The organism is Pantoea rodasii, assembly GCF_002095465.1.
GTDB lineage: Bacteria > Pseudomonadota > Gammaproteobacteria > Enterobacterales > Enterobacteriaceae > Pantoea > Pantoea rodasii.
Genome location: NZ_MLFP01000086.1, coordinates 60,033 through 84,937 on the forward strand (window position 1 = coordinate 60,033; position 24,905 = coordinate 84,937).

Here is a 24,905-nt window from a genome sequence, read left to right on the forward strand (position 1 = left end):
TGCGGCGTTCTCTTTTCAACTCGTTGGCGATTAAGCGCGAACGAAGTCGATGTGGTGCAGTTTTGGCTTGAACGGGTGACGTTGCACCGCCTGCGCCTTAACTTTAACTTCTTTACCATCAACAGTGATGGTCAGCACGTCGGTATAGAACTCAGGCTTAACCTGCAGGTTCATGGTGGTGTCATGATCCAGTTCGATAGCGATTGGTGCATCAGTTCCGCCATAGATGATGGCTGGGAATTTGTTTGCTACACGCAGACGGCGGCTCGCACCCTTACCCTGCTCTTTACGTACTTCAGCTTTAATAGTTAACATTTGATATCTCATTCATCATTTCTGCTACAGGCGACCCAGCAACAGACGGTTATTCAAACGCTTTTACGGATGCAAAAGCGGGCGGCATTATAGCCTTAATAGGGGGAGCGGCAAATGATTCCGCCGCTTATCGCAGTTCATTGGCGCGTCGGTAACGTCCCTGATAATCAAACATTTTTTCGCGGATCTGCCAGAAATGGCCTTTCGCACGCGCGACAACAAAATCGGGATGGCGTAATAATGGCTGCAAAGCCATCACGTCGGCGGCGGTTTGCCAACCCAGTTCCACGCCCGGCGCACGCTGATGTGGACGCATAAACAGTTGCTCAAAAGCTTTGCGCTGCGCCGGCGTTTGCAAACGGAATCGCTCGCTGACGCTGGTGCCATCTTCATCAAAATAGGTCGCTTTCAGCCACTCGCCTTTATCATCACGCCCTTGCTCCAGCGTCATGCCGCCGCAGCGTATCACGCGCGCATCTTTGAGTTTTAGTGCCGCTTTCAGCATGTCATCCGGATCGACTAACACGCGCTCACATTGCTGGCATCGCCGGGCGGCGATGTCATTCTCTGCTCCACAGTCCGGGCAGCTTTTAAAACGGAAGCGGAAGTCACACTGCTCGCGATGACCCTCGTCATCCTCCAGCACGCCCTGGCAGCGGCGGCCAAAGTGTTCGATGACATGACCCTCTTCGGTAGCTTTCCCCCAAAAGGTGTTGGCGAAACCACATGCCGGGCAGAACACCTGCACCGGTTGATTATCGCTGGCGCCTTTTGGTGCGCCCACTTCGGGAGTGAACAGGTCATGCGGATTGCCCGCATAATCCAGAATCAGGCAATCCGTTTTGCCTGGTGACAGTCGTAAGCCGCGCCCGACAATTTGCTGATACAGGCTGACCGATTCGGTCGGGCGTAAAATGGCAATCAAATCCACGTGCGGCGCGTCAAATCCCGTGGTCAGGACCGCCACGTTGACCAGGAACTTAAGCTGCTGCGCTTTAAATTCGCTGATGAGGCGGTCGCGATCTTTCACCGCCGTTTCAGCGGACACCAGTGCGCTGTTGGCCGGCAGCAAAGACAGAATTTCGTGCGCGTGTTCCACGGTGGCAGCGAACACCATCACGCCACGGCGGTCTTCCGCGAATTCCACAATCTGGCGGATGATGTGCGGCGTGACGCGATTTTGTTGCTTCAATTCACGATTGAGGTCGGCTTCACTGAACAAGCCATTATTCTGCGGGATCAGTCGGCTAAAATCGTACTGCACCACGGGCATATCCAGCCGTTCGGGCGGCACCAGGAAACCGTGCTTGATCATATAGCGCAGCGGCAATTCATAGATGCAATCACGGAACAGCGCATGCTGGTCACCGCGTACCATGCCGTGATAGTGGAACTGATAAATCCAGCCTTTGCCGAGGCGGAAGGGTGTCGCGGTTAAGCCGAGCAGACGCAGCTGCGGGTTGTGCTGACGCAGATGCGCAAACAGTTGCTGATACTGGCTTTCTTCATTGTCGCTAATACGGTGACACTCATCGACAATAACTAGCGAGAAAGCGCTGTCGAAGCGGTCCAGATTCCGTGCCACGGATTGTACGCTGCCGAACACCACTTTGCGTTCACTCTGTTTACGCTGTAACCCAGCAGCGAAAATATCGGCTTCGAGCCCATATGCCTGATATTTACTGTGGTTCTGCTCAACCAGCTCTTTGACATGGGCCAACACCAACACTCGCCCGCGAGCGATACGCGCCAGCTCGGCAATCACCAGGCTTTTGCCCGCACCCGTTGGCAACACGATCACCGCGGGGGCAGCGTAGCGGCGAAAGTGATGGAGAGTGGCGTCAACCGCCTCTTGCTGGTACGGGCGTAGGGTGAAAGACATTGCAGCAAACTTTTTCTGGAACGGGTACGTATTATGCCATGAAAGCATCTGAAACACAGGATCGGTACTGTTAGCAGGCGAAGGTTCAAGCTATACTGACCCCACTTTTTTAACGGACAAAACGCCGTTTCAGTTTCCCTCCGCAGTAACAGGCAAAACGAATTCATGCGACTCGAAAAATTCATATCTCAGCAGCTGGAAGTCAGCCGTGCCATCGCTGGCCGCGAAATCCGCGCCAGAAAAGTCACCATCAACGGCGAAGTCGTCCGCGACGCCAGCTACAAAGTGTTGCCAGACGACGAAATCGAATACGACGGTAATCCATTGGCGGTACAGACGGGTCCACGCTACTTCATGCTGAATAAGCCGCAGGGTTATGTCTGCTCCACCGACGATCCCGATCATCCTACCGTGCTGTTCTTCATCGAAGAACCTGCGGCGTTCAAACTGCACGCGGCGGGGCGTCTCGATATCGACACCACCGGTCTGGTGCTGTTGACGGACGATGGTCAATGGTCACACCGTATTACCTCACCACGCCATCACCTGGAAAAACCTACCTGGTTGAAGTGGAAGAACCGATTGACGCCTCGCTGGTGGAAAAGTTTGCGGCGGGTGTTCAGCTGCATAACGAAAAAGATCTGACCAAGCCAGCGGTGCTGGAGATTCTTGATGAGAAGGCCGCCCGTTTGACCATCAGTGAAGGCCGCTATCACCAGGTAAAACGTATGTTTGCCGCCATGGGCAACCATGTATCCGCGCTGCACCGTGAAAGCATTGGTGGCATCGTGCTGGACGACGATCTGGCGGAAGGTGAATACCGTGAACTCACGCAAGAAGAGGTCGATAGCATTGGCCTGCCAGACGAGCTTAAACAGCGCAAATAGCAGGAGATAGCGGTGCGTAAGGAAAAGAATTCACCGGTAGGATTGGTTGTTATTCTCGGATTGCTGGCGATGCTGATGCCGCTGTCCATTGATATGTATCTGCCGGCGATGCCGCAGATCGCGCGCGAATTTGCCGTATCGGCTGGCAGCGTGCAGATGACACTCAATCTGTACATCCTTGGGTTTGCAATTGGTCAGCTGGTATACGGCCCATTGGCAGACAGCTACGGACGTAAACCGGTGATTGTGCTGGGCACCCTGATCTTTGCCTGCGCGGCGGCGGCTTGCGCATTGTCGCAGACCATCGATCAACTGATCTTTATGCGCTTCCTGCACGGCTTATCCGCCGCCGCCGCCAGCGTGGTGATTAACGCCCTGATGCGTGATAGCTACTCGAAAGAGGACTTCTCGCGCATGATGTCGTTTGTGATGCTGGTCACCACCATTGCGCCATTACTGGCGCCGATCATTGGTGGTTGGCTATTACTGTTATGGAACTGGCACGCGATTTTCTGGACGCTGGCGGTGGCCGCGTTAATTACTACCGTGCTGGTGGTGACGCAGATCCGCGAGACGCTGAAGCCGGAGCAGCGGCAGCGTTTCCATTTACGCACGACGATAAGCAACTTTGTGGCGCTGGTGCGTCATAAGCGGGCGTTTAGTTACATGCTGGCGAGCGGCTTTTCGTTTGCCGGGTTGTTCACTTTCCTTAATGCCGGGCCGTTCGTATACATCGAAGTCAATCATGTTTCACCACAAAACTTTGGCTATTACTTTGGCCTTAACGTGGTGTTCCTGTTTGTCATGACGCTGATTAACAGCCGCGCGGTGCGTCGATTTGGCCCGCTGGCGATGTTTCGTCTCGGACTGATCATCCAGTTTGCCATGGGCATCTGGCTGTTGATTTCCAGTGCGCTGGATTTAGGTTTCCTGTCGCTGGTGTTTGGTGTGGCGATGTTTATCGGTTGTGTCTCAACCGTCTCTTCCAATGCCATGGCGGTGATTCTTGATGAGTTTCCTCATATGGCGGGAACGGCATCATCATTAGCCGGAACCTTGCGCTTTGGCGTCGGGGCGCTGGTTGGCGCATTGCTGTCATTGGTGAGCATCAACAGTGCCTGGCCGATGGTCGCAACCATCGCGCTGTGCGCCACCGTATCGATCGTCCTGTTCAGCTACGCAGCCCGCCCACGTCACACCGCTTAAATCCTGGAGTGCGGCCTTAGGGTCGCACTTTAGAATGCGTTTTCAGCTCATCAACATCTCTGCCATCGCTTCTTATCCAGTACATGACTGAACGGCTTGCCAGCGGTGATGATCCCTCGTTAGGCCACCTCAATCGAAACTCGCGAATCCCCACATATTCGTTATGCTTAATGTTTCCATAATGTGAAAATTAAGAGATAAAAAAGTAACGACATTGCGTCTAAAATGATTGTTAACTGCCGCCGAACAAGGTACACATAGGCATAAATGCGAGAAGACTCGCAAATAATAACTTTACTACATGCTTTGTGCTTAAAACGAGAAGGCAAACCTTGACGTCCGTATTCTGAGATAACCAGGTAGGGATTCACTGCGTGATGACCATCGGCGTGAATAGGCGTTAACGTTTCTGGGGACTGTATTTATGCTACAACTTTCGGTTATGCATCGCTTACCGCAACATTACCGCTGGTCTTCCGATCACGCTGGTGAGATTGAACGTCAGGAAGCGGCAAACGGTGTGCACGATGAAGATCTGGTCGCGCTGCGTCTGCTGAGCCACGACGGTCATCCGGCGCTGGAGATCCTGCATCAGCTAAAAGAGACGCTGGCCCAGATTCAGGTGGAGTGCAAAATTGCCCTATGTGAAGGGCAGCCTTGCTTGCTGATTCAGCGCGGGGATGAAAGCACCACTAACTGCTGCCTGAAAAATCAGGGTGTTGCCATCGCTGAAACCTTTGAAGGTCACTGATTTAACGGCTTGCCCTGCGCAGATGCTAAAAGCTGGCGCGTGTACTCAGTGGCAGGTGCGTTAAACAACGCCTCGCATTCCCCCTGTTCCACCACCTCTCCCTGACGCAGCACAATCAGCTGATGACACAGCGCGCGCACCACCTGCAAATCATGGCTGATAAACAGATAGGCCAGCTGATGCTGCTGTTGCAAACGGCGCAGCAGGGTAAGAATTTGCTTCTGCACTGAGCGGTCCAATGATGAAGTCGGCTCATCTAATACGATCAAGCGCGGCTCCAAAATTAATGCGCGGGCAATCGCGATGCGCTGACGTTGACCGCCGGAAAATTCAGCCGGATAGCGTGAACGACTTTCGGCATCCAGTCCCACTTCCTGCATCACCGCGATCACCTTAGCCTCCTGCTCGGCAGCGCTTAAATGCGGACGGTGCACCGCCAACCCTTCCGCAATCACCTGTTGTACCGTCATGCGAGGATTCAGTGATGAGTTAGGATCCTGGAACACCACCTGAATATGCGGACGCAGCGGCAAAAGCTGCTTACGCGATAGGCGATGCAGTGGCTGACCATCAAACCAAATCTCACCCTGCGCGGCTATCAAACGCAGCAGCGCCAATCCGGTGGTGCTTTTACCGGAACCGGATTCCCCCACCAATCCGAGGCTTTCGCCACGGCGCAGCGAGAAGTTGAGATCGTTAAGCACGGTTTTTTCTGCCACGGTGCGCTTGAGCAATCCGCGTTTAATCGGAAAGCCCACGTGCAGATTTTTGACCTGTAGCAGTGGCTGTGAATCGGTAAGCGGCACTGGCTGACCATCCGGTTCGGCGGCGATTAATTCACGCGTGTAAGGATGCTGCGGCTGGCTGAACAGCGGCTGGCAAAGATTGTGCTCCACTTCCCGGCCATTGCGCATCACCGTCACGCGGTGTGCCAGCTGACGCACGATATTCAGGTTATGGGTAATGAACAGCATGCCCATATTGAGTTCACGCTGCAGTTCACGCAGTAAAAGCAGTATCTGCGCCTGTACCGTGACGTCGAGCGCGGTGGTGGGCTCATCGGCAATCAGCAGTTTGGGTTGCGTGAGCAGGGCCATGGCAATCATCACGCGCTGGCGTTCTCCACCGGAAAGCTGATGCGGGAAATCGCCGAGGCGCGATGCCGCATTGCGGATCCCCACGCGATCGAGGCAGCTAAGGATTTCGCCGCGCGCGGCTTCTTTCCGCATACCACGATGCACTGATAGCACTTCATACAGCTGCTTCTCAACGTTATGCAGCGGATTAAGCGACATCATCGGTTCCTGGAAAATCATCGCCATCTGATTGCCGCGCAGGCCGCGCATCTCACGCTCGCTGGCCTGCAGAAGGCTTTGGCCATTGAACAGGATCTCGCCTTGCGGATAAGTCACGGGCGGTTGCGGCAACAGACGCATAATCGAGAGCGCCGTGACGCTTTTGCCTGAGCCAGATTCGCCCACCAGCGCCAGCGTTTCACCGGCATCAATGTGCAGTGAGATATCTTCCACCACGCGGCGCTGATTAAAGGCCACGGCCAGATGATTGACGGTTAACAGGCTCATTTCACTCCCCGGCTGGGATCAAAGGCATCACGCACCGCTTCCCCAATAAAGATCAGCAGCGACAACAGCAGCGCAAGGGCGAAGAAGCCGGAAAGCCCCAGCCACGGTGCCTGCAAATTATTCTTGCCCTGTAACAGCAGCTCGCCCAGCGACGGGGAACCCACCGGCAGACCAAAGCCGAGGAAATCCAGCGAGGTCAGCGTGGTAATCGAACCGCACAAAATAAAGGGCAGAAAAGTCAGCGTGGCCACCATCGCATTAGGGAGCATATGGCGCAGCATAATGCGTCCGTCACTGACGCCGAGTGCGCGTGCCGCACGCACATAATCAAAGTTGCGCGTGCGCAGGAACTCCGCACGCACCACGCTAACCAGACTCATCCAGCCGAACACCACGGTAACCAGCAGCAGCCACCAGAATCCGGGTTGAATCACGCTCGAAAGCAGAATCAGCAAAAACAGCGATGGCATGCCAGACCACACCTCAATCAGACGCTGGCCCACCAGGTCGACACGTCCGCCGAAGTAACCCTGCACCGCACCCACCACAATCCCGATCACGCTGGAAAACAGCGTCAGCAAGATACCGAACAGCAGGGAGACACGCGTGCCATACAGCAAACGCGCCAGCACATCGCCGCCATTGGCGTCAGTACCCAGCCAGTTCTGTGTCGAAGGCGGTGAAGGGAAGGGCACGTCGGTGGCGAAATTGATGGTGCTGTCACTGAAGCGAATCGGTGCCCATAGCGCCCAGCCTTGCTGGTCAATACGCTGTTTTAGCCACGGGTCCTGGTAATCTGCTGGAGTGGCAAAGTCGCCGCCAAAATCACTTTCACTGTAGTTAAACAGCAGCGGCACGTACCAGCGTTGTTGATAATGCACGATCAGCGGTTTGTCATTGGCCAGCAACTCGGCGCCCAGGGACAACATAAAAATCACTAAAAAAATCCACAGCGACCAGTACCCGCGACGGTTATGGCGAAAGCGCTGCCAGCGCTGTTGGTTGATCAATGAGAGTCTCATTAGCGCCCCTCAAAATCGATGCGCGGATCGACCAGCGTATAGGTCAGATCGCTGAGAATATTCATCAGCAAGCCAATCAGCGTGAAGATATACAGCGTGCCAAACATCACCGGGTAGTCGCGTTGGATGGTGGCATCGTAGCCCAGCAACCCGAGGCCGTTGAGTGAGAACATCACTTCAATCAGGACGGAGCTGGTAAAGAACATACTGATAAAGGTGGCGGGAAAACCGGCGATCACCAACAGCATGGCATTGCGGAATACGTGGCCATACAAAATACGTTTTTCATCCAGCCCTTTGGCGCGGGCGGTCACCACGTATTGCTTCCGGATTTCATCGAGGAATGAGTTCTTAGTCAGCATGGTGAGCGTAGCAAATCCGCCAATCACCGTGGCCAGCACCGGCAGCGTGATGTGCCAGAGATAATCGCCAATCTTGCTGTACCACGGCAGCGTATCAAACTGCGGCGATGTCAGGCCGCGCAGTGGGAACCAGTCGAGATAGCTGCCCCCGGCAAACAGCACAATCAGCATGATGCCGAAAAGGAATGCCGGAATAGAGTAACCGATGATGATAAAGGTGCTGCTCCAGATATCGAAAGCGCTGCCATTGCGCACCGCTTTTTTAATCCCTAACGGAATCGACACCAGATAGATAATCAGCGTGCTCCATAAGCCAAGGCTGATCGAAACCGGCAGGCTCTCTTTAATCAGTTGAAGCACCGAGGCGCTGCGGAACAGGCTATCACCGAAATCAAAGCGGATATAATTCCACAGCATTTCCCCATAGCGCTGCAGCAGTGGTTTATCAAAGCCGTAACGGTGTTTGATCTCCGCAATCACCTCGGGATCGAGACCGCGCGCGCCGCGATACTGACTGTCGCCCGGATTGTCATGTGCCAGCGCACCGCGCCCGCCGATATCTGCACCGCTGCTGGTGGAAAACCCGGTGGTGTGACCAAATTGGGCGTTAGCCAGCGCCTGATCCACCGGACCGCCCGGCGCAATCTGCACGATAAAAAAGTTCAGGGTGATGATCGCCCACAGCGTGGGAATAATCAGCAGCAATCTGCGCAGGAAATAGGAACTCAAACCGCTCTCCTCAGCGTCTATCGGCCGGCAATTGTGCGGCTTTGTTCACGTCATACCACCAGTTATCTAACCCGGTCGCGTACGCTGGTTTGATTTCAGGACGGGAAAATTTGTCCCAGTATGCCAGCCTCTGCTCGGCGTTGTACCACATTGGAATCATATAGGCATTCCACAACAGAATGCGATCCAGCGCCTGACCCAGCGGCAGCAAGGCTTTTTCATCGCCCTGATGATCGACAATCTCCTGCACGAAGTGATCCACGATGGGATCTTTCACCCGTGGCGTGTTCCAGGAGGAGTCAATGTATTGCGATTGCCAGCTGGTGCGTAAGCTGGTGGAGGGCCACGGATTGGCCTGATAAAGCGTCGGGATCATATCGTAATCCCCTTCGCGCCAGCGACGTAGATATTGCGAAGTATCGATCTGGCGCAGCTCAACCTGAATCCCGAGACGCTGCAGGCTGTGCTGAAACGGCAGCGCCCAGTCATTTTGCGTGCCGCTGCGCATCAGCAGCTCGAAGCGGAAGGGCTGCCCGGTTTTCTCATTCACCAGTTGCTGATTTTTAATCTGCCAGCCGGCTTCTTTAAGCAGCGTCATGGCTTTCAGCAGATTGCCGCGATCGAATCCGCTGCCATCTGAACGCGGCGGTGCGTATTCGTTATTGAAGACTTCGGCGGGCAACTGCGCTTTATACGGTGCCAGCAGAATCAACTGCTCGGCTTTAGGATAACCTTTGGCAGCATAAGCGGTGTTCTGGAAATAGCTGTCAGTGCGTTTATAGGCGCCGTAAAACAGCGCTTTGTTCATCCATTCAAAATCAAACGCCAGCGATAACGCCTCGCGTACCCGACGATCGGCAAACAGCGGCTTTTCGTTGTTAAACGCCAGCCAGCGGGTGTCGGTAGAAACGGTGTTGGGCGTGGTGAATTTTACGATGGCGTGGTTATCAAAATTGCGCCCAAGATATTGCGTGGCCCATTTTTTGGCCGATCCCTCTTCACGCAAATCGGATGCGCCCGCTTTAAAGGCTTCAAATGCCACATTGTCGTCGAGATAGTAATCGTAACGCAGCGTATCGAAGTTGAAGCGTCCGCGATTCACCGGCAAATTAGCCGCCCAGTAATCTTTTACCCGGCTGTATTGAATGAACTGGCCTGGCTTATAAGACGTGACGCGATACGGACCACTGGAGAGCGGGGGATAGCCAATCGGTTCGTTAAACTTTTTATTCTGCCAAAAAGCCTGCGGCAATACCGGCAGCGTAAGCCAGCTCAGGATCATGTCCTTGTCCGGTTTCGGCATGTCGATACGCACGGTGAGATTGTTGATGGCTTTCACTTCCACGCCACGAAACGCCACGCGGAACTGCGGTACGCCTTCGGTCATAAATTTCTGGAAGGTGAAGGCGACGTCTTTGGCAGTAATTGGGCTGCCATCCTGAAAGCGGGCATGCGGATTTATCGAGACTTCCATCCAGTGATAATCACTGGGATAGCGCGCGGATTCGGCAATCAGCGGATAATAACTGCCGGGTTCATCATCGGAGGTGGTAAACAGCCCGTCATACAGCGTATCGGTTCCCGCGCCGGGGTTCCCGCGTGAGGCATAGCGGTTGAAGTTGTCATAAGTACCGACCACGGCGAGGGTCATCTTGCCGCCTTTCGGTGCCGCAGGATTGACGTAATCGTAATGGCTGAAATTCACCGCATACTTCGGCTCGCTCAGCTTGGCAAAGGCATAACTCTCATTGATGGTTGCAGCATGCAGTGGTGCAGTGGCAATGCAGACCAGCAATGCTGTGACAAGACGCAGCAGCATAAGTAGGGCGCTCTCCTCAGAAATTCCGCACTGTATGGTAGCAGTTTGGTGACGGTTGCGTGACGTTAACCGAGCGCCGCTTGTCGCTGGTAATAACTAATCAGGTTTTCCGGGCGCAGTGGGCGGCTAAACAGATAGCCTTGCAAATGCGTTACGCCGCGATTGACCAGCCACGCAGCCTGATCGCCGGTTTCGACGCCTTCAGCCACGGTTTTCAAATTGAGTTTTTTCGCCAGCAGCAGCACGGCATCCAGCACTGGAGAGGTGACGGTTTCGGTTCCAATACTTTGTACAAATCCGCGATCAATCTTCAGATAGTCAAACGGATACCTTTCCAGATAGATCAGTGCGCTGTGGCCGGTGCCAAAGTCGTCAATCGCAATTTTGATATCGTGCTGGTGCAGCCAGGCAAAGATCTCGCCGGCATTTTTCTCGCCAACAATGGTGCGTTCAGTGATTTCGAACACATAGTTGAAATGGTCAGCCGGCATTTCTGCAATCCACTCCTGAACATGCTGGCGGAAGTGTTCTGACGCCAGATGAAGAGGGGACAAATTAAGGCTCATGCGTGTGCCGCGCGGCAGCTGCTGAGACAAAAACTTGGCATCACGCGCCACCAGCTTAAACAGATGCTGGGTAAGGGGGATGATCAGGTTTTGCGCTTCGGCGTTGCTGATAAAGGCATCGGGCGGGATCATTCCTTCCGTAGGATGCGTCCAGCGCAGCAGGGCTTCTACACCATAAGGCTGACCATCGTGAGCGGTGACCAGCGGCTGATATTCCACATGGAACTGACCGCGCTTGATGCCCTGCAGAATCTCTTTACCGGGGCGCTGATACAGCGTCAGCAGCAGCCAGCTGGCCGCCGTCATAAACAGCGTGGAGAGCAGGCCGGTGAGTAAAATCAGGTGATAATCGCGTTGCGCCAGCGTCGTACCGTACAAAACAAAGCGCATGCCATTATCTTTAAAGCTAATGTCTACCAGTGCAGGCGGCAAGTCACTGACGTTAACCACCTGATTTTTGCCGCTCAGCAGCGCTTTGTTATCAATCACCAAAGCCATCCCGGTAATTTCAGGATGATACGACGCCAGCAGTTGATACGGCGTCAGGCTGATATTCATGGTGGCGAGAATGCCGGTTTCGGCCGAGCCAGGGTTTTTCATCCACAGCGCCAGCGCCGGTTTGGTTGGCAGCAGCGGCGTGCCTTCCATTAAACGCAGATCGCGATCGCGCTCCAGCTCCGTTTGCGGCGAAATATCGTTAGCAGGAAGTAAAAAGGCACCGGTAGCGGAGGAACAATAGGCGTTGCTGTTGCGCACCAGCAAAATCGCGCGGATATTACCCGCAAAGGCGGCGCGTGAAGTGAGTTCGCGGCTGACACTGTTGCATTCCAGTTGCGTGTACTGCTGCAAAGGATAAAGGGTATCCACCAGGGTTGACATCACCTGTTGTAAATCGTCGCGGCTATGAATCAGCAACTGTTCATGTTGTTGTAGACGTTTTTGCCAGGTTAGCGTCAGCAGTACGATCACAAACAACAGAAAGAACACGCCGCCAATGATCGCACTACTCCAGGCGATACGGCGCGAATAGGTTGCATGACGTTTTAACGTCCCCGACAGTGGCATGGAGTGCATTCCCCTTTGTGGCGCCATTTTTATTATATACATCGTGCACTACTGCTCGCTGGTGTCTGGCGCTCAGCATCGCATCACAGCGGGTTTTTCCACCCTGCTGTAACCGCATCTGTTGCGTCCAGTAAGCAAACGAGAATATAACGAGGTCGCGCGAAAAGTCTCGTTATATTTCTGATTCTCAATTACTTTTTATCTTTCGGATTTGCGTTAAGAAAGCACAGGCGAAAAAAAACGCTGCCTGGGCAGCGTTTTCTGATTCTCTGGCTGAGAGGATCTTCAAAAGGATACGTTAGCTGGGGTTTTTAGCTAAAACCCGACGGGCTTCGCGGTAACGCGTTTTCCAGTAACTGTCGTTTAAACTGGAAATCATCACACCACTGCTGGTGGACGCGTGTACGAAATTATCGTTACCCAGATAAATGCCAACGTGGCGGCCGGTAGAACCGGCGCGGAACAGCACTAAATCACCCGGACGCAGTTTGCTGCGTGAAATTTCTCGGCCGGTATCCTGCTGTTCTGACGTAGAACGTGGCAAATCTAAACCAAATTGCTCGCGAAAGGTGCGCTGAACAAAAGCAGAACAATCAATGCCGCGTTTGGTGTCGCCGCCTAAGCGATAACGTACACCTTTCCAGTCACTGTACTGTTCCATGATGCGGGACTTGATGTCCACGTTCTGCACCATCTGTTCAAATTCGTCCTGAGACGCCTGAAGTAAAAAACCATTCTGGTTGTTAACTTCATGATTCTCGTTATTCGCGTTCTGACCATTGTGCGTACTGCTACATGCTGACAAAAGTGTTGCTAATGCTACTGCGGGAATGATCCGCCTGAGGTATCTCAGTATTGGTTGAGACTTGACCATTATACGTGTGTTCCTTTGATGTCCTTACGACACAATGTCGCCAGCCAGATGACAAAACGGGTTTGAGATTAATAAGAGCCATCGCTTAAGACAATTCCTTAATTACTAAAATGTGTTAATGAACACATTTTTGTTGCTTAAGGCACCGAATTTTATGCTGCGGAGTTACTAATCGGATTTGAGGTTAACCGATTACAGACCGCGTGGCGAGTGCTTTTATATAAATTTTTATAGCTTTTAATGATGTGAAATCAATCTATAACACAATGGTTACTTTATCAGCGATTGGCAGCGATTTAATAGCCAATAAGGCGGGTTAACAGGGGCTAATTCTGGCGCTAGGCCTGATTTTAAGAGGGTTCTGGCTGGACAGCTTAGGAAAAGGGCGATTGTTAAGCGTTTTGCATCATAATGTTTTCTTTTGATAGGAAAACCTTAGCTTGCTAATAATTTAATGCGGAATTCGATAAGCGCGGATGATCGACTTTTATGATTATTGTCATCCGCGCTTAACAATTATGTGCGCGGCTTATATTTCCCCGGCAGCGTGCGATTGAGCCAGTTAACCAGTTTGTCACTGGCGGGCGTCAATAAACACCAGCTTAATCCCACCAGAATAACCGACATCGAACCCACGGCAATATCAGTAAACCAGTGAGCACCGGCCATCACGCGCGGCAGGGAAAACACCAGCACGATGACCAATCCCACCAGGAATGCGCGGAAGCCAAAATAACGCCACATAAAGCAGGCAAAAATAATCAGCATCATTCCGTGATCGCCGGGGAAGCTATTCGCGGAGGCGTCTTTAGCCGGAATCCCTGTTAGCTCACTGACACGATGCACGTTGTCAAAGAACAGCGTTGGGCTGGCATGCTGCACGGGAATCAAATGCCCCAGTTGATTAAGCACCACGGCGGTAAGCAGCATGGTAATACCGATTGCCAGCATGCGGCGGCGGCCCTGCGGCGTTTCACGGCGCCAGAACCACAGATACAACAGGCCCATGGCCAGCAGCGAGATGGCATCAAAACCACGGAAATTGGTGATCGCCACCAACAGCGCAAAGCCGTGGTGGTCCACCATCTTATCGTTGAAGCTAAAGAAGATGGCTTTATCGATACCGAACCAGAACCCATGGTCCGGCGGCAGATACCAGGAGAAGAACAGCATGATCCCCAATGCATTCAGCAACAGGATGGTAATTAAACGAGATGCGCGCATAAAAAATAGACTCAAAAAGAAAAATAACGGGGCAACCTAACGCAGCTATTTTAAACGAATCTTCAACAAAGTGGTTTGCAAAACGTTCCAGTCGACAGTTTGATGGTGAATTAACTCGATGCGGCTGTCCGGTGGCGTGGTGGTTCGCGTTTCCATAAAGAAATCGTCACCCTGGCGATTGATGTTCACCAGACCCTCCGGCGTGCGCAACACACCTTTCACGCGATCCACCGGCGCAAGCCGCGCCCACTCTAGCGCGGGAATGGTATCAAATACCGTATCGCCATCAAAAATCCAGCCGCAGGCGGCATATCCCTGGCCTTCATTTACCGAGCGACGCCAGCGGGCAGAGCCTTCAAGTTTCAGCGCTGCCAAGCCTTGTGGACGTGAAGAGTGGTGATGATGTGCCGCATCAGGAACCGCACGATCCGCCAACGCGGGTTGGCTCAGCAGCGCCGGATCGATCTCGCCCCATGCCGATTCAACCAGCTGGCGATCGGCAAGAAACTGCTGTTGCCACACGTGTAATCGTTGACGATCTTCTTCACTCCAGCGATCGCTTTTATTCGCCACAATAATATCGGCGGCCGTCAGCTGATCGCGGAAGTTTTCATTTTCGACAATGCGAGGATCGGCTAACTGGCGTGGATCGAGCAGCGTCAGAGTGGCATCAACCTGAATCCACGGCTGATACACCGCAGCGCGAAGCATGTTGAGAAGCTGTTTGGGATGGCCAAGGCCGGTGGGCTCAATGATCAGGCGATCGGGCTTGTTTTGCTTGAGCAGCATATTGAGCCCAACCTGCAGCGGCAGGCCGTTGACGCAACACATGCAACCGCCAGGGATTTCCTTTAGCGTGGCACCGCGATCGGCGAGCAGTGCACCGTCAATGCCGACTTCGCCAAACTCGTTGACCAGAATCGCCCAATTTTCATTGGCCGGTTTGTGGGCTAACAGATGCTGCAGGGTGGTGGTTTTACCGCTGCCGAGAAATCCGGTGATTACATTAACGCGCGTCATTATAGGCTCCATTTTCAGGCGCGCGGACAACACATCCGGCGCGCACGACGTTGTTATAGTATAACAACCTCCAGCGGCCGGATAAAATCGTGCGTTTAGTCTGCGCGGCTCATATAACGACGTTCTGCCACATGAATGCGGATGCGATCGCCGTTGCTGAGGTATTCCGGCACCTGTATCGACAATCCGGTACTCATGCCGGCAGGTTTGGTGCGTGCGCTGGCGGAAGCGCCTTTGATGCCCGGTGACGTATCGACAATTTCCATATCTACCGTTTGCGGCAGTTCCAGCGCCAGCACCTGGCCATCCATGGTCATCACCTGAATGCCCGGAATACCGCCTTCAGGGATGAACAGCAGCTCTTCTTCAATTTGATCTTTTTTGAAGTTGTAAGGCGTGTAGTCTTCGTCATCCATAAAGACGTATTCATCACCGTCTATATAAGAGAAGGTGACCGCACGGCGGCTGAGTTGAATGGCATCAATAATGTCGTCACCTTTGAAGCGTTCTTCCACTTTCATGCCGGTGCGGACATCAGTAAAGCGCATCTTATAAAGGGTGGCGGCGCCGCGTGCACTGGGGCTTTGGACATCAATGTCTTTCACCAGCAACAGTTTGCCGTTCCAGGTGACAGCCATTCCTTTTTTGATTTCATTTGCCTTTGGCATGATGTGTGACTCGCTGTGAGAAGGTTAATGCGCGCCACGTTACTCGCGCCGCGAAAAACAGGCAAGTGAGGCAGTGTAAAATTGTTGCCCGCACATGGCATTCACGACGCCGGGCTGCTATTGTCGCGGCGAATTCAATACAGGAGCGCATGATGTTTTGTCGTGACCAGTGCGGTGCCTGTTGCACAGCCCCTTCCATTTCCTCGCCAATCCCTGGCATGCCCAATGGCAAGCCGGCCAATACGCGCTGCGTTCAGCTTGATGATCGGCAGCGCTGTAAAATCTTCGGATCACCGCTACGTCCTGCGGTCTGTGCGGGTTTACAGCCCAGTGCAGAGATGTGCGGCAGCAGTCGTGATGCGGCAATGACCTTCCTTTTACAACTGGAAGCGGACACTGCGCCCTGATTTGCTGACGGCGTGCTGAAGAATTTGCCTTATGTGACCAATGCGTTACAGCAAAAACGTCAGCCGTGCGGGCGTGAAAAATCTTAAATCCAATCTGAAGTGTGCGGGACGTCAAAAATCTGCTACGCCGATCGCGCATTTTCTTGCCTGCTTTGCTCAGCTGTACCATATTCCCTGAAACGTTTCAGCGTTGTCGACACGGTTAAGTCCGTAGCGTGCAGCGTAATTTTTCGCCATTAAGCTGAAACGATTCAATTTCAGCAAGCGAGGAGAAATATGTTCCAGCTCGACGTTCAGGCCATACATACCGGTGCCAGTGCACAGAATAAAGAAGAGGCTATTCGTCAGGTTGCCGCTGCGCTCACCGCAGCAGGCAATGTGTCGGAAGGCTACGTTAATGGCATGCTGGCGCGCGAACAGCAGACCACCACCTTTCTCGGCAATGGTATCGCCATTCCACATGGCACCACCGACACGCGCGACCTGGTGCTGAACACCGGCGTTCAGGTGTATCAATTCCCACAGGGCGTGGAGTGGGGCGACGGGCAAACGGCATATATCGCCATTGGTATTGCGGCGAAATCTGATGAGCACCTCGCACTGCTGCGCCAGCTCACCCATGTGTTAAGCGATGAGAGCATCGCCGAGCAGCTCAAAACCGCCTCAGCGGAAGATCTGCGTGCTTTGCTGATGGGTGAGAAACAGGCGGCTGAATTCAAATTCGACACCTCACTGATTGCCGTGGATGTGGCGGCCAGCGATTTGATTACCCTGCAAGCGCTGAATGCCGGTCGTTTGCAAGCGGCAGGTGCTGTTGATGCTGGCTTTATCGCCGATGTGGTGTCTCGCACCCCACTGAGCCTCGGTCAGGGCATCTGGTTGAGCGACAGCGCCAATGGCAACCTGAACAGCGCGGTGGCCATCAGCCGTGCGGCGGCACCCTTTGTGCATCAGGGCGAAAACGTCGCACTGCTGTTGACGGTGGCGGCCACCGATGATCGTCCGTTGACGGTGCTGGGTTACCTGAGCAATCTGCTGCTGAACAACAAAGCTGAACGTCTGCTGAAAGCCGATGCGGCGGGCATTCTGGCGCTGCTGACCAGTGAAGTGGATGAAAGCGCCGATCAGCTGGTGGCAGAGTTCACCATCCGCAACGAGCACGGTCTGCACGCACGTCCGGGCACTGCGCTGGTCACGGTGATCAAACAGTTCAACAGTGACATCACCGTCACCAACCTTGATGGCAGCGGCAAACCGGCCAACGGACGCAGCCTGATGAAAGTGGTCGCGCTGGGCGTGAAGAAAGGTCACCGTCTGCGCTTTACCGCCAGCGGCGAAGATGCGCAGCAGGCACTGAATGCGATTGAAGAAGCCATTAATGCCGGTCTGGGCGAGGGGGTTGCATGAGCCGCCGCGTTGCCACAATCACACTGAACCCGGCCTACGATCTGGTGGGTTACACGCCAGAAGTTGAACGTGGCGAAGTGAACCTGGTGAAAACCACCGGCCTGCACGCAGCAGGTAAAGGCATCAACGTGGCTAAAGTGCTGAAAGATCTTGGCATTGACGTCACCGTGGGTGGTTTCCTCGGTAAAGAAAATCAGGACGGTTTCCAGCAGCTGTTTAGCGAGCTGGGTATCGCCAACCGTTTTCAGGTGGTGCAGGGCCGTACCCGCATCAACGTTAAGCTGACGGAAAAAGACGGCGAAGTCACCGACCTTAACTTCTCCGGCTTCAACGTCACGGCGCAGGATTGGGATCGCTTTACCGCTGATTCCCTGACCTGGCTCGGTCAGTTCGACATGGTGTGCGTCAGCGGCAGTTTGCCGGCGGGCGTGGCACCGGAAGCGTTCACTAAATGGATGAGCGATCTGCGTGCACTTTGCCCGTGCATCATCTTCGACAGCAGCCGCGAAGCGCTGGTGGCCGGTCTGAAAGCGGCACCGTGGCTGGTGAAGCCGAACCGTCGCGAACTGGAAATCTGGGCCGACCGCAAACTGCCTACGCTGCAGGATGTGATTGGCGCCGCGCATGAATTGCGTGAGCAGGGCATTGCCCACGTGGTGATTTCCCTTGGTGCAGAAGGCGCACTGTGGGTCAACGCCTCTGGCGAATGGATCGCCAAACCACCAGCCTGTGAAGTGGTCAGCACCGTAGGCGCGGGAGATTCGATGGTCGGTGGCCTGATTTATGGGCTTCTGATGCGCGAATCCAGCGAGCATACGCTGCGTCTTGCCACGGCAGTGGCTGCCATGGCGGTGAGCCAGAGCAACGTTGGTGTGACCGATCGTACCCAGTTGGCCGCGATGATGGCGCGCGTCGACTTACAACCCGTTAACTAACAGCAGGAGAGCGATAATGAAAACGCTGCTGATAAAAGATTCTTCACTGGGACTGGCATCAGGACATCTGGCTTTAGAACGTCTGCGCGCGAGCGCGGCACAGGCCGATCTGACGCTGACCGACAACGCGGCCGATGCTGAACTGGTATTGGTTGCTGGCCATGATGTGCCGAACGACGCGCAGCTGGCAGGAAAATCCGTGGCGCTGGTCGATGTGCAGCAAGCGCTGCGCGATCCGCTGGCGGCGATTAATCAGGCTAAAGCCAGTGCCAAAGTCTGGCACTCCACGGCGGCGGTTGCTGCACCGGCTGCCGCACAGAGCACCGGTCAGAAACGTATCGTCGCGGTGACCGCCTGCCCAACGGGCGTGGCGCACACCTTTATGGCGGCTGAGGCGATTCAGGCAGAAGCCACCAAGCGCGGCTGGTGGGTGAAAGTGGAAACCCGCGGTTCTGTGGGTGCAGGCAACGCCATTACGCCGGAAGAAGTGGCCGCGGCCGATCTGGTGATTGTGGCGGCGGATATCGATGTGGACCTGGCGAAGTTCGCCGGTAAGCCGATGTACCGCACCTCAACCAGCCTGGCGCTGAAGAAAACCGCGCAGGAACTGGATAAAGCACAGGCGGAAGCCAAAACCTATCAACCAAGCGGCAACGCTTCTGCCAGCACGCAGAGCGACAGCAAAGAGAAAGCCGGTGCCTATCGTCATCTGCTGACCGGCGTGTCTTACATGCTGCCGATGGTCGTCGCGGGTGGTTTGAGCATCGCGCTCTCCTTCGCCTTTGGTATCACCGCGTTTAAAGAGCAGGGCACCTTAGCGGCTGCGCTGATGCAGATTGGTGGCGGCAGTGCCTTTGCGCTGATGGTACCGGTGCTGGCAGGCTTTATCGCCTTCTCGATTGCCGACCGTCCGGGTCTGACCCCAGGTCTGATTGGCGGTATGATCGCCACCAGTATTAACGCCGGTTTCCTTGGCGGGATCATCGCCGGTTTCATTGCCGGTTACGCAGCGAAGATGCTGAGCAGCAAAGTCAAACTGCCGCAAAGTATGGAAGCGCTGAAGCCGATTCTGATCATTCCGCTGGTGGCGAGTTTGATCACCGGTCTGCTGATGATCTACGTGGTGGGTACACCTGTCGCCGGTATCATGAGCGCACTGACTCACTGGCTGGCGAACATGGGCACCGCCAACGCGGTCCTGCTGGGTGCAATCCTCGGTGGCATGATGTGTACCGATATGGGTGGTCCGGTGAACAAAGTGGCATACGCCTTTGGTGTAGGCTTGCTGAGTTCGCAAACTTACGCACCGATGGCCGCGATCATGGCCGCCGGTATGGTGCCACCGTTAGCGATGGGTCTGGCAACGATTGTTGCACGCCGTAAGTTCAACAAAGGTCAGCAGGAGGGCGGCAAGGCAGCACTGGTGCTGGGCTTGTGCTTCATCTCTGAAGGTGCGATTCCGTTTGCGGCGCGTGACCCAATGCGTGTGCTGCCTTGCTGCATCGTCGGCGGTGCGATAACGGGCGCGGTTTCCATGGCGATTGGCGCGAAACTGATGGCACCGCACGGTGGTCTGTTCGTGCTGCTGATTCCAGGCGCAATCACTCCGGTGCTGGGTTACCTGATGGCGATTGTGATTGGTACCGCAGTGGCAGGTTTGGGCTACGCGATTCTGAAACGTCCGGAAGAAGAGCTGGCGAAAGCCGCGTAATCTTCACTGGATATGAAAAAGGGAGCTTCGGCTCCCTTTTTGCTGTCTGCATTACGCCTGTTGTTCCGACTTCAACCACGCGATCTCATCTTTCCAGATATCCGGATTGATGGTTTCCAGAATCATCGGGATGCCATCGAAACGCTTATCCTTCATCAACCAGCTGAACACCGTCTTGCCAATGTTGCCTTCGCCCAGACTATGGTGACGGTCAACGCGGCTGCCCAGCGCGCTTTTGGCATCATTCAGATGCATGCCGCGCAGATACTGGAAACCAACGATACGTTCGAATTCGGCAAAGGTCTCCACGCAGGCTTCTTCAGTACGCAGATCGTAACCGCCGGCAAACGCATGGCAGGTATCGATACACACGCCGACACGTGATTTATCTTCGACGTGTTCGATGATGGTCGCGAGGTGTTCAAAGCGGAAACCAAGGTTGCTACCCTGACCGGCGGTATTTTCGATCACTGCCACCACGTTATGCGTCTTATCCAGTGCGATATTGATTGATTCGGCGATGCGTTTCAGGCAAGCCTCTTCTTCAATCTGCTTCAAGTGGCTGCCAGGGTGGAAGTTCAACAGCGTCAGACCGAGCTGCTCGGCGCGCTGCATTTCATCAAGAAACGCCTCGCGTGACTTCTCCAGCGCATCCATCACCGGATGGCCGAGGTTAATCAGGTAGCTGTCGTGCGGCAGAATCTGCGCCGAGGTGAAGTTATATTTTTCACAGGCAGTTTTGAAAGCATCAATCACTTCACCCGAAAGCGGGGCGGCTTTCCACTGGCGCTGATTTTTGGTGAACAGTGCAAAAGCTGTGGCTTCGAGTTCATGGGCACGGATAACTGCCTGGTCTACGCCGCCTGATGCACTGACGTGTGCGCCGATATATTTCATGCCGCTCTCCTGGTTGGCGATGGCTGCTGCAAAGCGCACATCATAGCGGATGCGTTACCACCATGAAATGTTGCAGTGCCTGGCAGAGGAAAAACGGCACAACGAAACACCTACCAAAATTAGCAGGTGCACTTTTTTTCAGGTTAACTATAGTTTAACAAATTAGAAACTTTTAACTATAACCATGAAAACAGCTTATAGAAGTACTTTGGATACCGCTTTTCAGCATGAAAAAATCAATGCAATCCATAAATTAACTTTAGGTAAAAGCAACGCAGTCACGCTTTTTTATAATGGAAATGGCGCGGTAGGCTTTACGCTCGCTGTACCGGATACCGACAACTCTCTGGTGCATTTCTATCGTTATGGCGTCAATAACAGCGATCCTAAAAAATTGTATCGATCCGAATGCCTCTATTCGCGCAGAGAAAACTTTGGTTATCAAGACTGGCTCATCCGCACCATCACCGACGAGTTCACTGCCTGTGACAGCGAACTGGAAGAACTGATTGGGATGAGAGCCTGACCCCCTCATTTTACCCTCGGCAGCCTCTCCTCGCGAAGACCCGACTGGTTTAAAGGTTAAATTGATAATATATTGTCGATTGACCAGAATAACTAATAAGGGAGAGTGGGGATGTTCATGCGCCTGCGCCGTTGGGCACGGTTGATCAAACGCGATGTGCTGACACTGTGGTTTGCCTGCCGCGATCCGCGTACGCCCTGGTGGTTCAAATTAATGGCGTTTGGCATTGTTGCCTATGCACTTAGCCCCATCGATCTCATTCCTGATTTCATTCCCATCATCGGTTTACTCGACGATGCCATTATTGTGCCGTTGGGCGTGATCATTCTGCTGCGCTTACTGCCACGGGAAATCCGCATCAGCAGTGCAGAGCGTGCAGATGTACAGCGGGCGCGTGGCAAGAAGATCGTGAGCTGGGCCGGGTTTGGCCTGACGGTGATCGTCTGGTTAGCGGTGGTGGCTTATCTTGTGCACCGTTACGCAATGTGAGGAGCGCGCATGCATATCACGCTGCGTCAGATTGAAGTCTTTACCGAAGTACTAAAAAGCGGTTCCACTACCCAGGCCTCTCAGGTGCTGGCCCTGTCACAGTCGGCCGTCAGCGCCGCATTGGCCGACCTGGAAAGTCAGCTCGGGGTGCAATTGTTTGATCGTGTAGGGAAAAGGCTGGTGGTCAACGAGCATGGTCGTCTGCTCTATCCGCGCGCGGTCGGTTTGCTGGAGCAAGCGGGCGAGATTGAGCAATTATTCAAAGAGGATAATGGTGCAATCCGCTTGTTCGCCAGTAGCACCATCGGTAACTATCTGCTGCCGGGGATGATTGCCGCTTATCGTCGTGATTTCCCCACGCTGCCGCTCGAACTCAGCGTTGGTAATAGCCAGGATGCGATAAATGCGGTAGCGGATTTTCGCGTCGATATCGGGTTGATAGAAGGGCCGTGTCATGAGCCTGATATCGTCAGCGAGGCGTGGCTGGAAGATGAGCTGGTGGTGTTTGCTGCGCCAGATGCTGAGATTCTCAAACAGCCGATTACGCTGGCGTCGCTGGCGGCCGCGCCGTGGATCCTGCGTGAACGCGGTTCAGGCACGCGTGAAATTGTTGATTACCTGCTGCTGTCGCATCTGCCACAATTTCAACTCGGCATGGAGTTAGGCAACTCCGAAGCGATCAAACATGCAGTGCGACACGGCATGGGCATTAGCTGTTTATCACGTCGTGTAATCGACGATCTGCTGGAAGCGGGCACGCTGGTTGAAGTGATTGTGCCGCTGCCACGCCTGACGCGCACCCTTTATCGCATCCATCATCGACAGAAGCATTTGTCGAAAGCGTTAACCCGTTTTCTCTCCTATTGCCGCGAGTGATCGCGGCTTCTATTACGTGATTGGCTAATAATTTCGCGGCGATTATGAAGGTAACTAATAACCCGACGTGAATGCTATACAGCTTGGGGTTAGCTGCTACAATCGCGCCTTATTTTTATCCAGCATAGCGTTTACACATGCATAATGACTCAAAAACAACACAACAACCTGGGCTGCGCCGTGAATTAAAAGCGCGCCATCTCACCATGATCGCCATTGGCGGTTCAATCGGCACTGGCCTGTTTGTCGCTTCAGGTGCCACCATTTCTCAGGCAGGCCCCGGCGGCGCATTACTCTCTTACGCGCTGATTGGCCTGATGGTTTACTTCCTGATGACCAGCCTCGGCGAACTGGCGGCATTTATGCCGGTCTCCGGCTCCTTCGCCACTTACGGCGCCAAATACGTTGAAGAAGGTTTCGGCTTCGCGCTGGGCTGGAACTACTGGTACAACTGGGCGGTGACCATCGCCGTCGATCTGGTTGCCTCGCAGCTGGTGATGAACTATTGGTTTCCGGACACGCCCGGCTGGATCTGGAGTGCGCTGTTCCTCGGCCTGATGTTCCTGCTTAATTACATCTCCGTAAAAGGTTTTGGCGAAGCGGAATACTGGTTCTCGCTGATCAAAGTGGTGACGGTAGTCATCTTTATTGTGGTCGGCGTGTTAATGATCACCGGCATCATGCGCGGCGCGGAAAATGCCGGCTGGCACAACTGGACCGTCGGTGATGCTCCGTTTGCCGGTGGCTTTGCGGCGATGATTGGCGTGGCGATGATTGTCGGCTTCTCATTCCAGGGCACGGAATTGATCGGTATCGCTGCGGGTGAATCACAGGATCCGGCGAAAAACATTCCGCGCGCGGTGCGTCAGGTGTTCTGGCGTATCCTGCTGTTCTATATCTTCGCCATTCTGATTATCAGCCTGATCCTGCCGTACACCGATCCAAAGCTGCTGCACAACGATGTCACCGATATCGCCATCAGCCCGTTTACGCTGGTGTTCCAGAATGCCGGTTTACTGTCGGCGGCGGCGGTGATGAACGCGGTGATCCTGACGGCCGTCCTGTCAGCGGGTAACTCCGGGATGTATGCGTCAACGCGTATGCTGTTTAACCTGGCGCGCGAAGGGAAAGCCCCACGTATTTTTGGCAAATTATCGAAAGGCGGTGTACCGCGTAACGCGCTGATTGCTACCACGGTAGTGGCGGGACTGTGCTTCCTCAGCTCAAAATTTGGCAACCAGGAAGTGTATCTGTGGCTGCTGAATACCTCGGGCATGACCGGCTTTATCGCCTGGCTCGGCATCGCGATCAGCCATTATCGCTTCCGTCGCGGTTACGTGTCGCAGGGGCTGGATTTAGCCGCGCTGCCTTACCGCTCTGGCTTCTTCCCGCTGGGACCGATATTTGCCTTTGTGCTGTGCCTGATTATTACCCTGGGCCAGAACTATCAGGCATTCCTGGCGGACCGCATTGACTGGTATGGCGTTGCCGCCACTTACATCGGTATTCCACTGTTCCTGCTGATTTGGCTGGGTTATAAGCTGGCACGCGGCTCACGCTTCGTGAAGTACAGCGAAATGGAATTCCCGACGTTTAAAGAGTAATGCGTTAAACGTGGATGATATAACGCCGCTGCCTTTGGGTAGCGGCGTTTTTTTTGGCAAAGATGAACCGCGTTACAACG

The 24,905-nt window shown here is 54.1% G+C and carries 22 protein-coding genes and 1 pseudogene; 11 read left to right on the plus strand and 12 right to left on the minus strand.

Going from position 1 to position 24,905, the window contains the following annotated elements:
• Positions 1 to 30: 30 nt before the first annotated feature.
• Both rplY and radD read right to left on the minus strand, forming a co-directional pair.
• The gene (gene rplY / locus HA45_RS23690) at positions 31 to 315 is read right to left on the minus strand and encodes a 50S ribosomal protein L25 (protein ID WP_100701071.1); all 285 of its coding nucleotides are present in this window, start codon (positions 313 to 315) and stop codon (positions 31 to 33) included.
• A 127-nt stretch (positions 316 to 442) separates the two neighbouring features.
• Positions 443 to 2,197, minus strand: a complete 1,755-nt coding sequence (gene radD / locus HA45_RS23695) for a DNA repair helicase RadD (protein ID WP_100701070.1) — start codon at positions 2,195 to 2,197, stop codon at positions 443 to 445.
• A 165-nt stretch (positions 2,198 to 2,362) separates the two neighbouring features.
• On the opposite strand from radD, the pseudogene rsuA reads away from it, so the two are divergent.
• From rsuA to HA45_RS23710, 3 genes and pseudogenes are all read left to right on the plus strand, one after another.
• Positions 2,363 to 3,084: pseudogene (gene rsuA / locus HA45_RS23700) on the plus strand (16S rRNA pseudouridine(516) synthase RsuA).
• Between the two features lie 12 nt (positions 3,085 to 3,096).
• Positions 3,097 to 4,290 (plus strand): Bcr/CflA family multidrug efflux MFS transporter, encoded by a 1,194-nt coding sequence (locus HA45_RS23705; protein ID WP_100701068.1) that lies wholly within the window; start codon positions 3,097 to 3,099, stop codon positions 4,288 to 4,290.
• Between the two features lie 424 nt (positions 4,291 to 4,714).
• Positions 4,715 to 5,041: a YejG family protein gene (locus tag HA45_RS23710; protein WP_100701067.1), complete on the plus strand. Its 327-nt coding sequence runs from the start codon at positions 4,715 to 4,717 to the stop codon at positions 5,039 to 5,041.
• On the opposite strand, the gene yejF is transcribed toward HA45_RS23710, so the two are convergent.
• The 9 genes from yejF to yeiP all read right to left on the minus strand — a co-directional run bounded on the left by yejF (position 5,035) and on the right by yeiP (position 15,973).
• Complete coding sequence (gene yejF / locus HA45_RS23715; protein ID WP_100701066.1) at positions 5,035 to 6,624, minus strand: microcin C ABC transporter ATP-binding protein YejF; 1,590 nt, start codon at positions 6,622 to 6,624, stop codon at positions 5,035 to 5,037. The genes HA45_RS23710 and yejF overlap by 7 nt on opposite strands.
• A complete protein-coding gene (locus HA45_RS23720; RefSeq protein WP_100701065.1) occupies positions 6,621 to 7,646 on the minus strand; it encodes an ABC transporter permease in 1,026 nt (341 codons plus the stop codon). Before HA45_RS23720 ends, yejF begins: the two co-directional genes overlap by 4 nt.
• On the minus strand, positions 7,646 to 8,737 hold the full coding sequence (locus HA45_RS23725; protein ID WP_100701064.1) for a microcin C ABC transporter permease YejB: 1,092 nt from the start codon (positions 8,735 to 8,737) through the stop codon (positions 7,646 to 7,648). The genes HA45_RS23720 and HA45_RS23725 overlap by 1 nt, the downstream gene beginning before the upstream one ends.
• Positions 8,738 to 8,747: 10 nt before the next feature.
• A complete protein-coding gene (locus tag HA45_RS23730; RefSeq protein ID WP_100701063.1) occupies positions 8,748 to 10,556 on the minus strand; it encodes an extracellular solute-binding protein in 1,809 nt (602 codons plus the stop codon).
• A 65-nt stretch (positions 10,557 to 10,621) separates the two neighbouring features.
• Positions 10,622 to 12,187: a cyclic di-GMP phosphodiesterase gene (locus HA45_RS23735; protein ID WP_100701062.1), complete on the minus strand. Its 1,566-nt coding sequence runs from the start codon at positions 12,185 to 12,187 to the stop codon at positions 10,622 to 10,624.
• A 298-nt stretch (positions 12,188 to 12,485) separates the two neighbouring features.
• A complete protein-coding gene (mepS, locus tag HA45_RS23740) occupies positions 12,486 to 13,061 on the minus strand; it encodes a bifunctional murein DD-endopeptidase/murein LD-carboxypeptidase (protein WP_100701061.1) in 576 nt (191 codons plus the stop codon).
• A gap of 516 nt (positions 13,062 to 13,577) precedes the next feature.
• The gene (locus tag HA45_RS23745; RefSeq protein ID WP_100701060.1) at positions 13,578 to 14,285 is read right to left on the minus strand and encodes a phosphatase PAP2 family protein; all 708 of its coding nucleotides are present in this window, start codon (positions 14,283 to 14,285) and stop codon (positions 13,578 to 13,580) included.
• A 45-nt stretch (positions 14,286 to 14,330) separates the two neighbouring features.
• The gene (locus HA45_RS23750; RefSeq protein WP_100701059.1) at positions 14,331 to 15,305 is read right to left on the minus strand and encodes a CobW family GTP-binding protein; all 975 of its coding nucleotides are present in this window, start codon (positions 15,303 to 15,305) and stop codon (positions 14,331 to 14,333) included.
• Positions 15,306 to 15,400: 95 nt separating this feature from the next.
• Positions 15,401 to 15,973, minus strand: a complete 573-nt coding sequence (yeiP, locus tag HA45_RS23755; protein WP_100701058.1) for an elongation factor P-like protein YeiP — start codon at positions 15,971 to 15,973, stop codon at positions 15,401 to 15,403.
• Between the two features lie 152 nt (positions 15,974 to 16,125).
• Here yeiP and HA45_RS23760 point away from each other — a divergent pair, with 152 nt between their 5' ends.
• The 4 genes from HA45_RS23760 (at position 16,126) to fruA (ending at position 20,433) form a co-directional block, all read left to right on the plus strand.
• A complete protein-coding gene (locus HA45_RS23760) occupies positions 16,126 to 16,380 on the plus strand; it encodes a YkgJ family cysteine cluster protein (protein WP_100701057.1) in 255 nt (84 codons plus the stop codon).
• 276 nt (positions 16,381 to 16,656) lie between these two features.
• Positions 16,657 to 17,787, plus strand: coding sequence for a fused PTS fructose transporter subunit IIA/HPr protein (gene fruB / locus HA45_RS23765; RefSeq protein WP_100701056.1), 1,131 nt, complete (start codon positions 16,657 to 16,659; stop codon positions 17,785 to 17,787).
• Positions 17,784 to 18,722, plus strand: coding sequence for a 1-phosphofructokinase (fruK, locus tag HA45_RS23770; protein WP_100701055.1), 939 nt, complete (start codon positions 17,784 to 17,786; stop codon positions 18,720 to 18,722). The genes fruB and fruK overlap by 4 nt, the downstream gene beginning before the upstream one ends.
• A gap of 16 nt (positions 18,723 to 18,738) precedes the next feature.
• On the plus strand, positions 18,739 to 20,433 hold the full coding sequence (gene fruA, locus HA45_RS23775) for a PTS fructose transporter subunit IIBC (RefSeq protein ID WP_100701054.1): 1,695 nt from the start codon (positions 18,739 to 18,741) through the stop codon (positions 20,431 to 20,433).
• A gap of 51 nt (positions 20,434 to 20,484) precedes the next feature.
• Here fruA and nfo read toward each other — a convergent pair whose 3' ends face one another.
• The gene (gene nfo, locus HA45_RS23780; protein ID WP_100701053.1) at positions 20,485 to 21,330 is read right to left on the minus strand and encodes a deoxyribonuclease IV; all 846 of its coding nucleotides are present in this window, start codon (positions 21,328 to 21,330) and stop codon (positions 20,485 to 20,487) included.
• Between the two features lie 208 nt (positions 21,331 to 21,538).
• Here nfo and HA45_RS23785 point away from each other — a divergent pair, with 208 nt between their 5' ends.
• The 4 genes from HA45_RS23785 to HA45_RS23800 all read left to right on the plus strand — a co-directional run bounded on the left by HA45_RS23785 (position 21,539) and on the right by HA45_RS23800 (position 24,825).
• Positions 21,539 to 21,856 carry a hypothetical protein gene (locus tag HA45_RS23785; RefSeq protein WP_100701052.1) on the plus strand — a complete coding sequence of 106 codons (318 nt, stop codon included), beginning with the start codon at positions 21,539 to 21,541 and terminating at the stop codon, positions 21,854 to 21,856.
• A 111-nt stretch (positions 21,857 to 21,967) separates the two neighbouring features.
• Positions 21,968 to 22,345 carry a YkvA family protein gene (locus tag HA45_RS23790; RefSeq protein ID WP_100701051.1) on the plus strand — a complete coding sequence of 126 codons (378 nt, stop codon included), beginning with the start codon at positions 21,968 to 21,970 and terminating at the stop codon, positions 22,343 to 22,345.
• A gap of 9 nt (positions 22,346 to 22,354) precedes the next feature.
• Positions 22,355 to 23,221, plus strand: coding sequence for a DNA-binding transcriptional regulator YeiE (gene yieE, locus HA45_RS23795; RefSeq protein WP_100701050.1), 867 nt, complete (start codon positions 22,355 to 22,357; stop codon positions 23,219 to 23,221).
• 137 nt (positions 23,222 to 23,358) lie between these two features.
• Positions 23,359 to 24,825 carry an amino acid permease gene (locus HA45_RS23800; RefSeq protein WP_100701049.1) on the plus strand — a complete coding sequence of 489 codons (1,467 nt, stop codon included), beginning with the start codon at positions 23,359 to 23,361 and terminating at the stop codon, positions 24,823 to 24,825.
• The last annotated feature ends 80 nt before the right edge of the window (positions 24,826 to 24,905 follow it).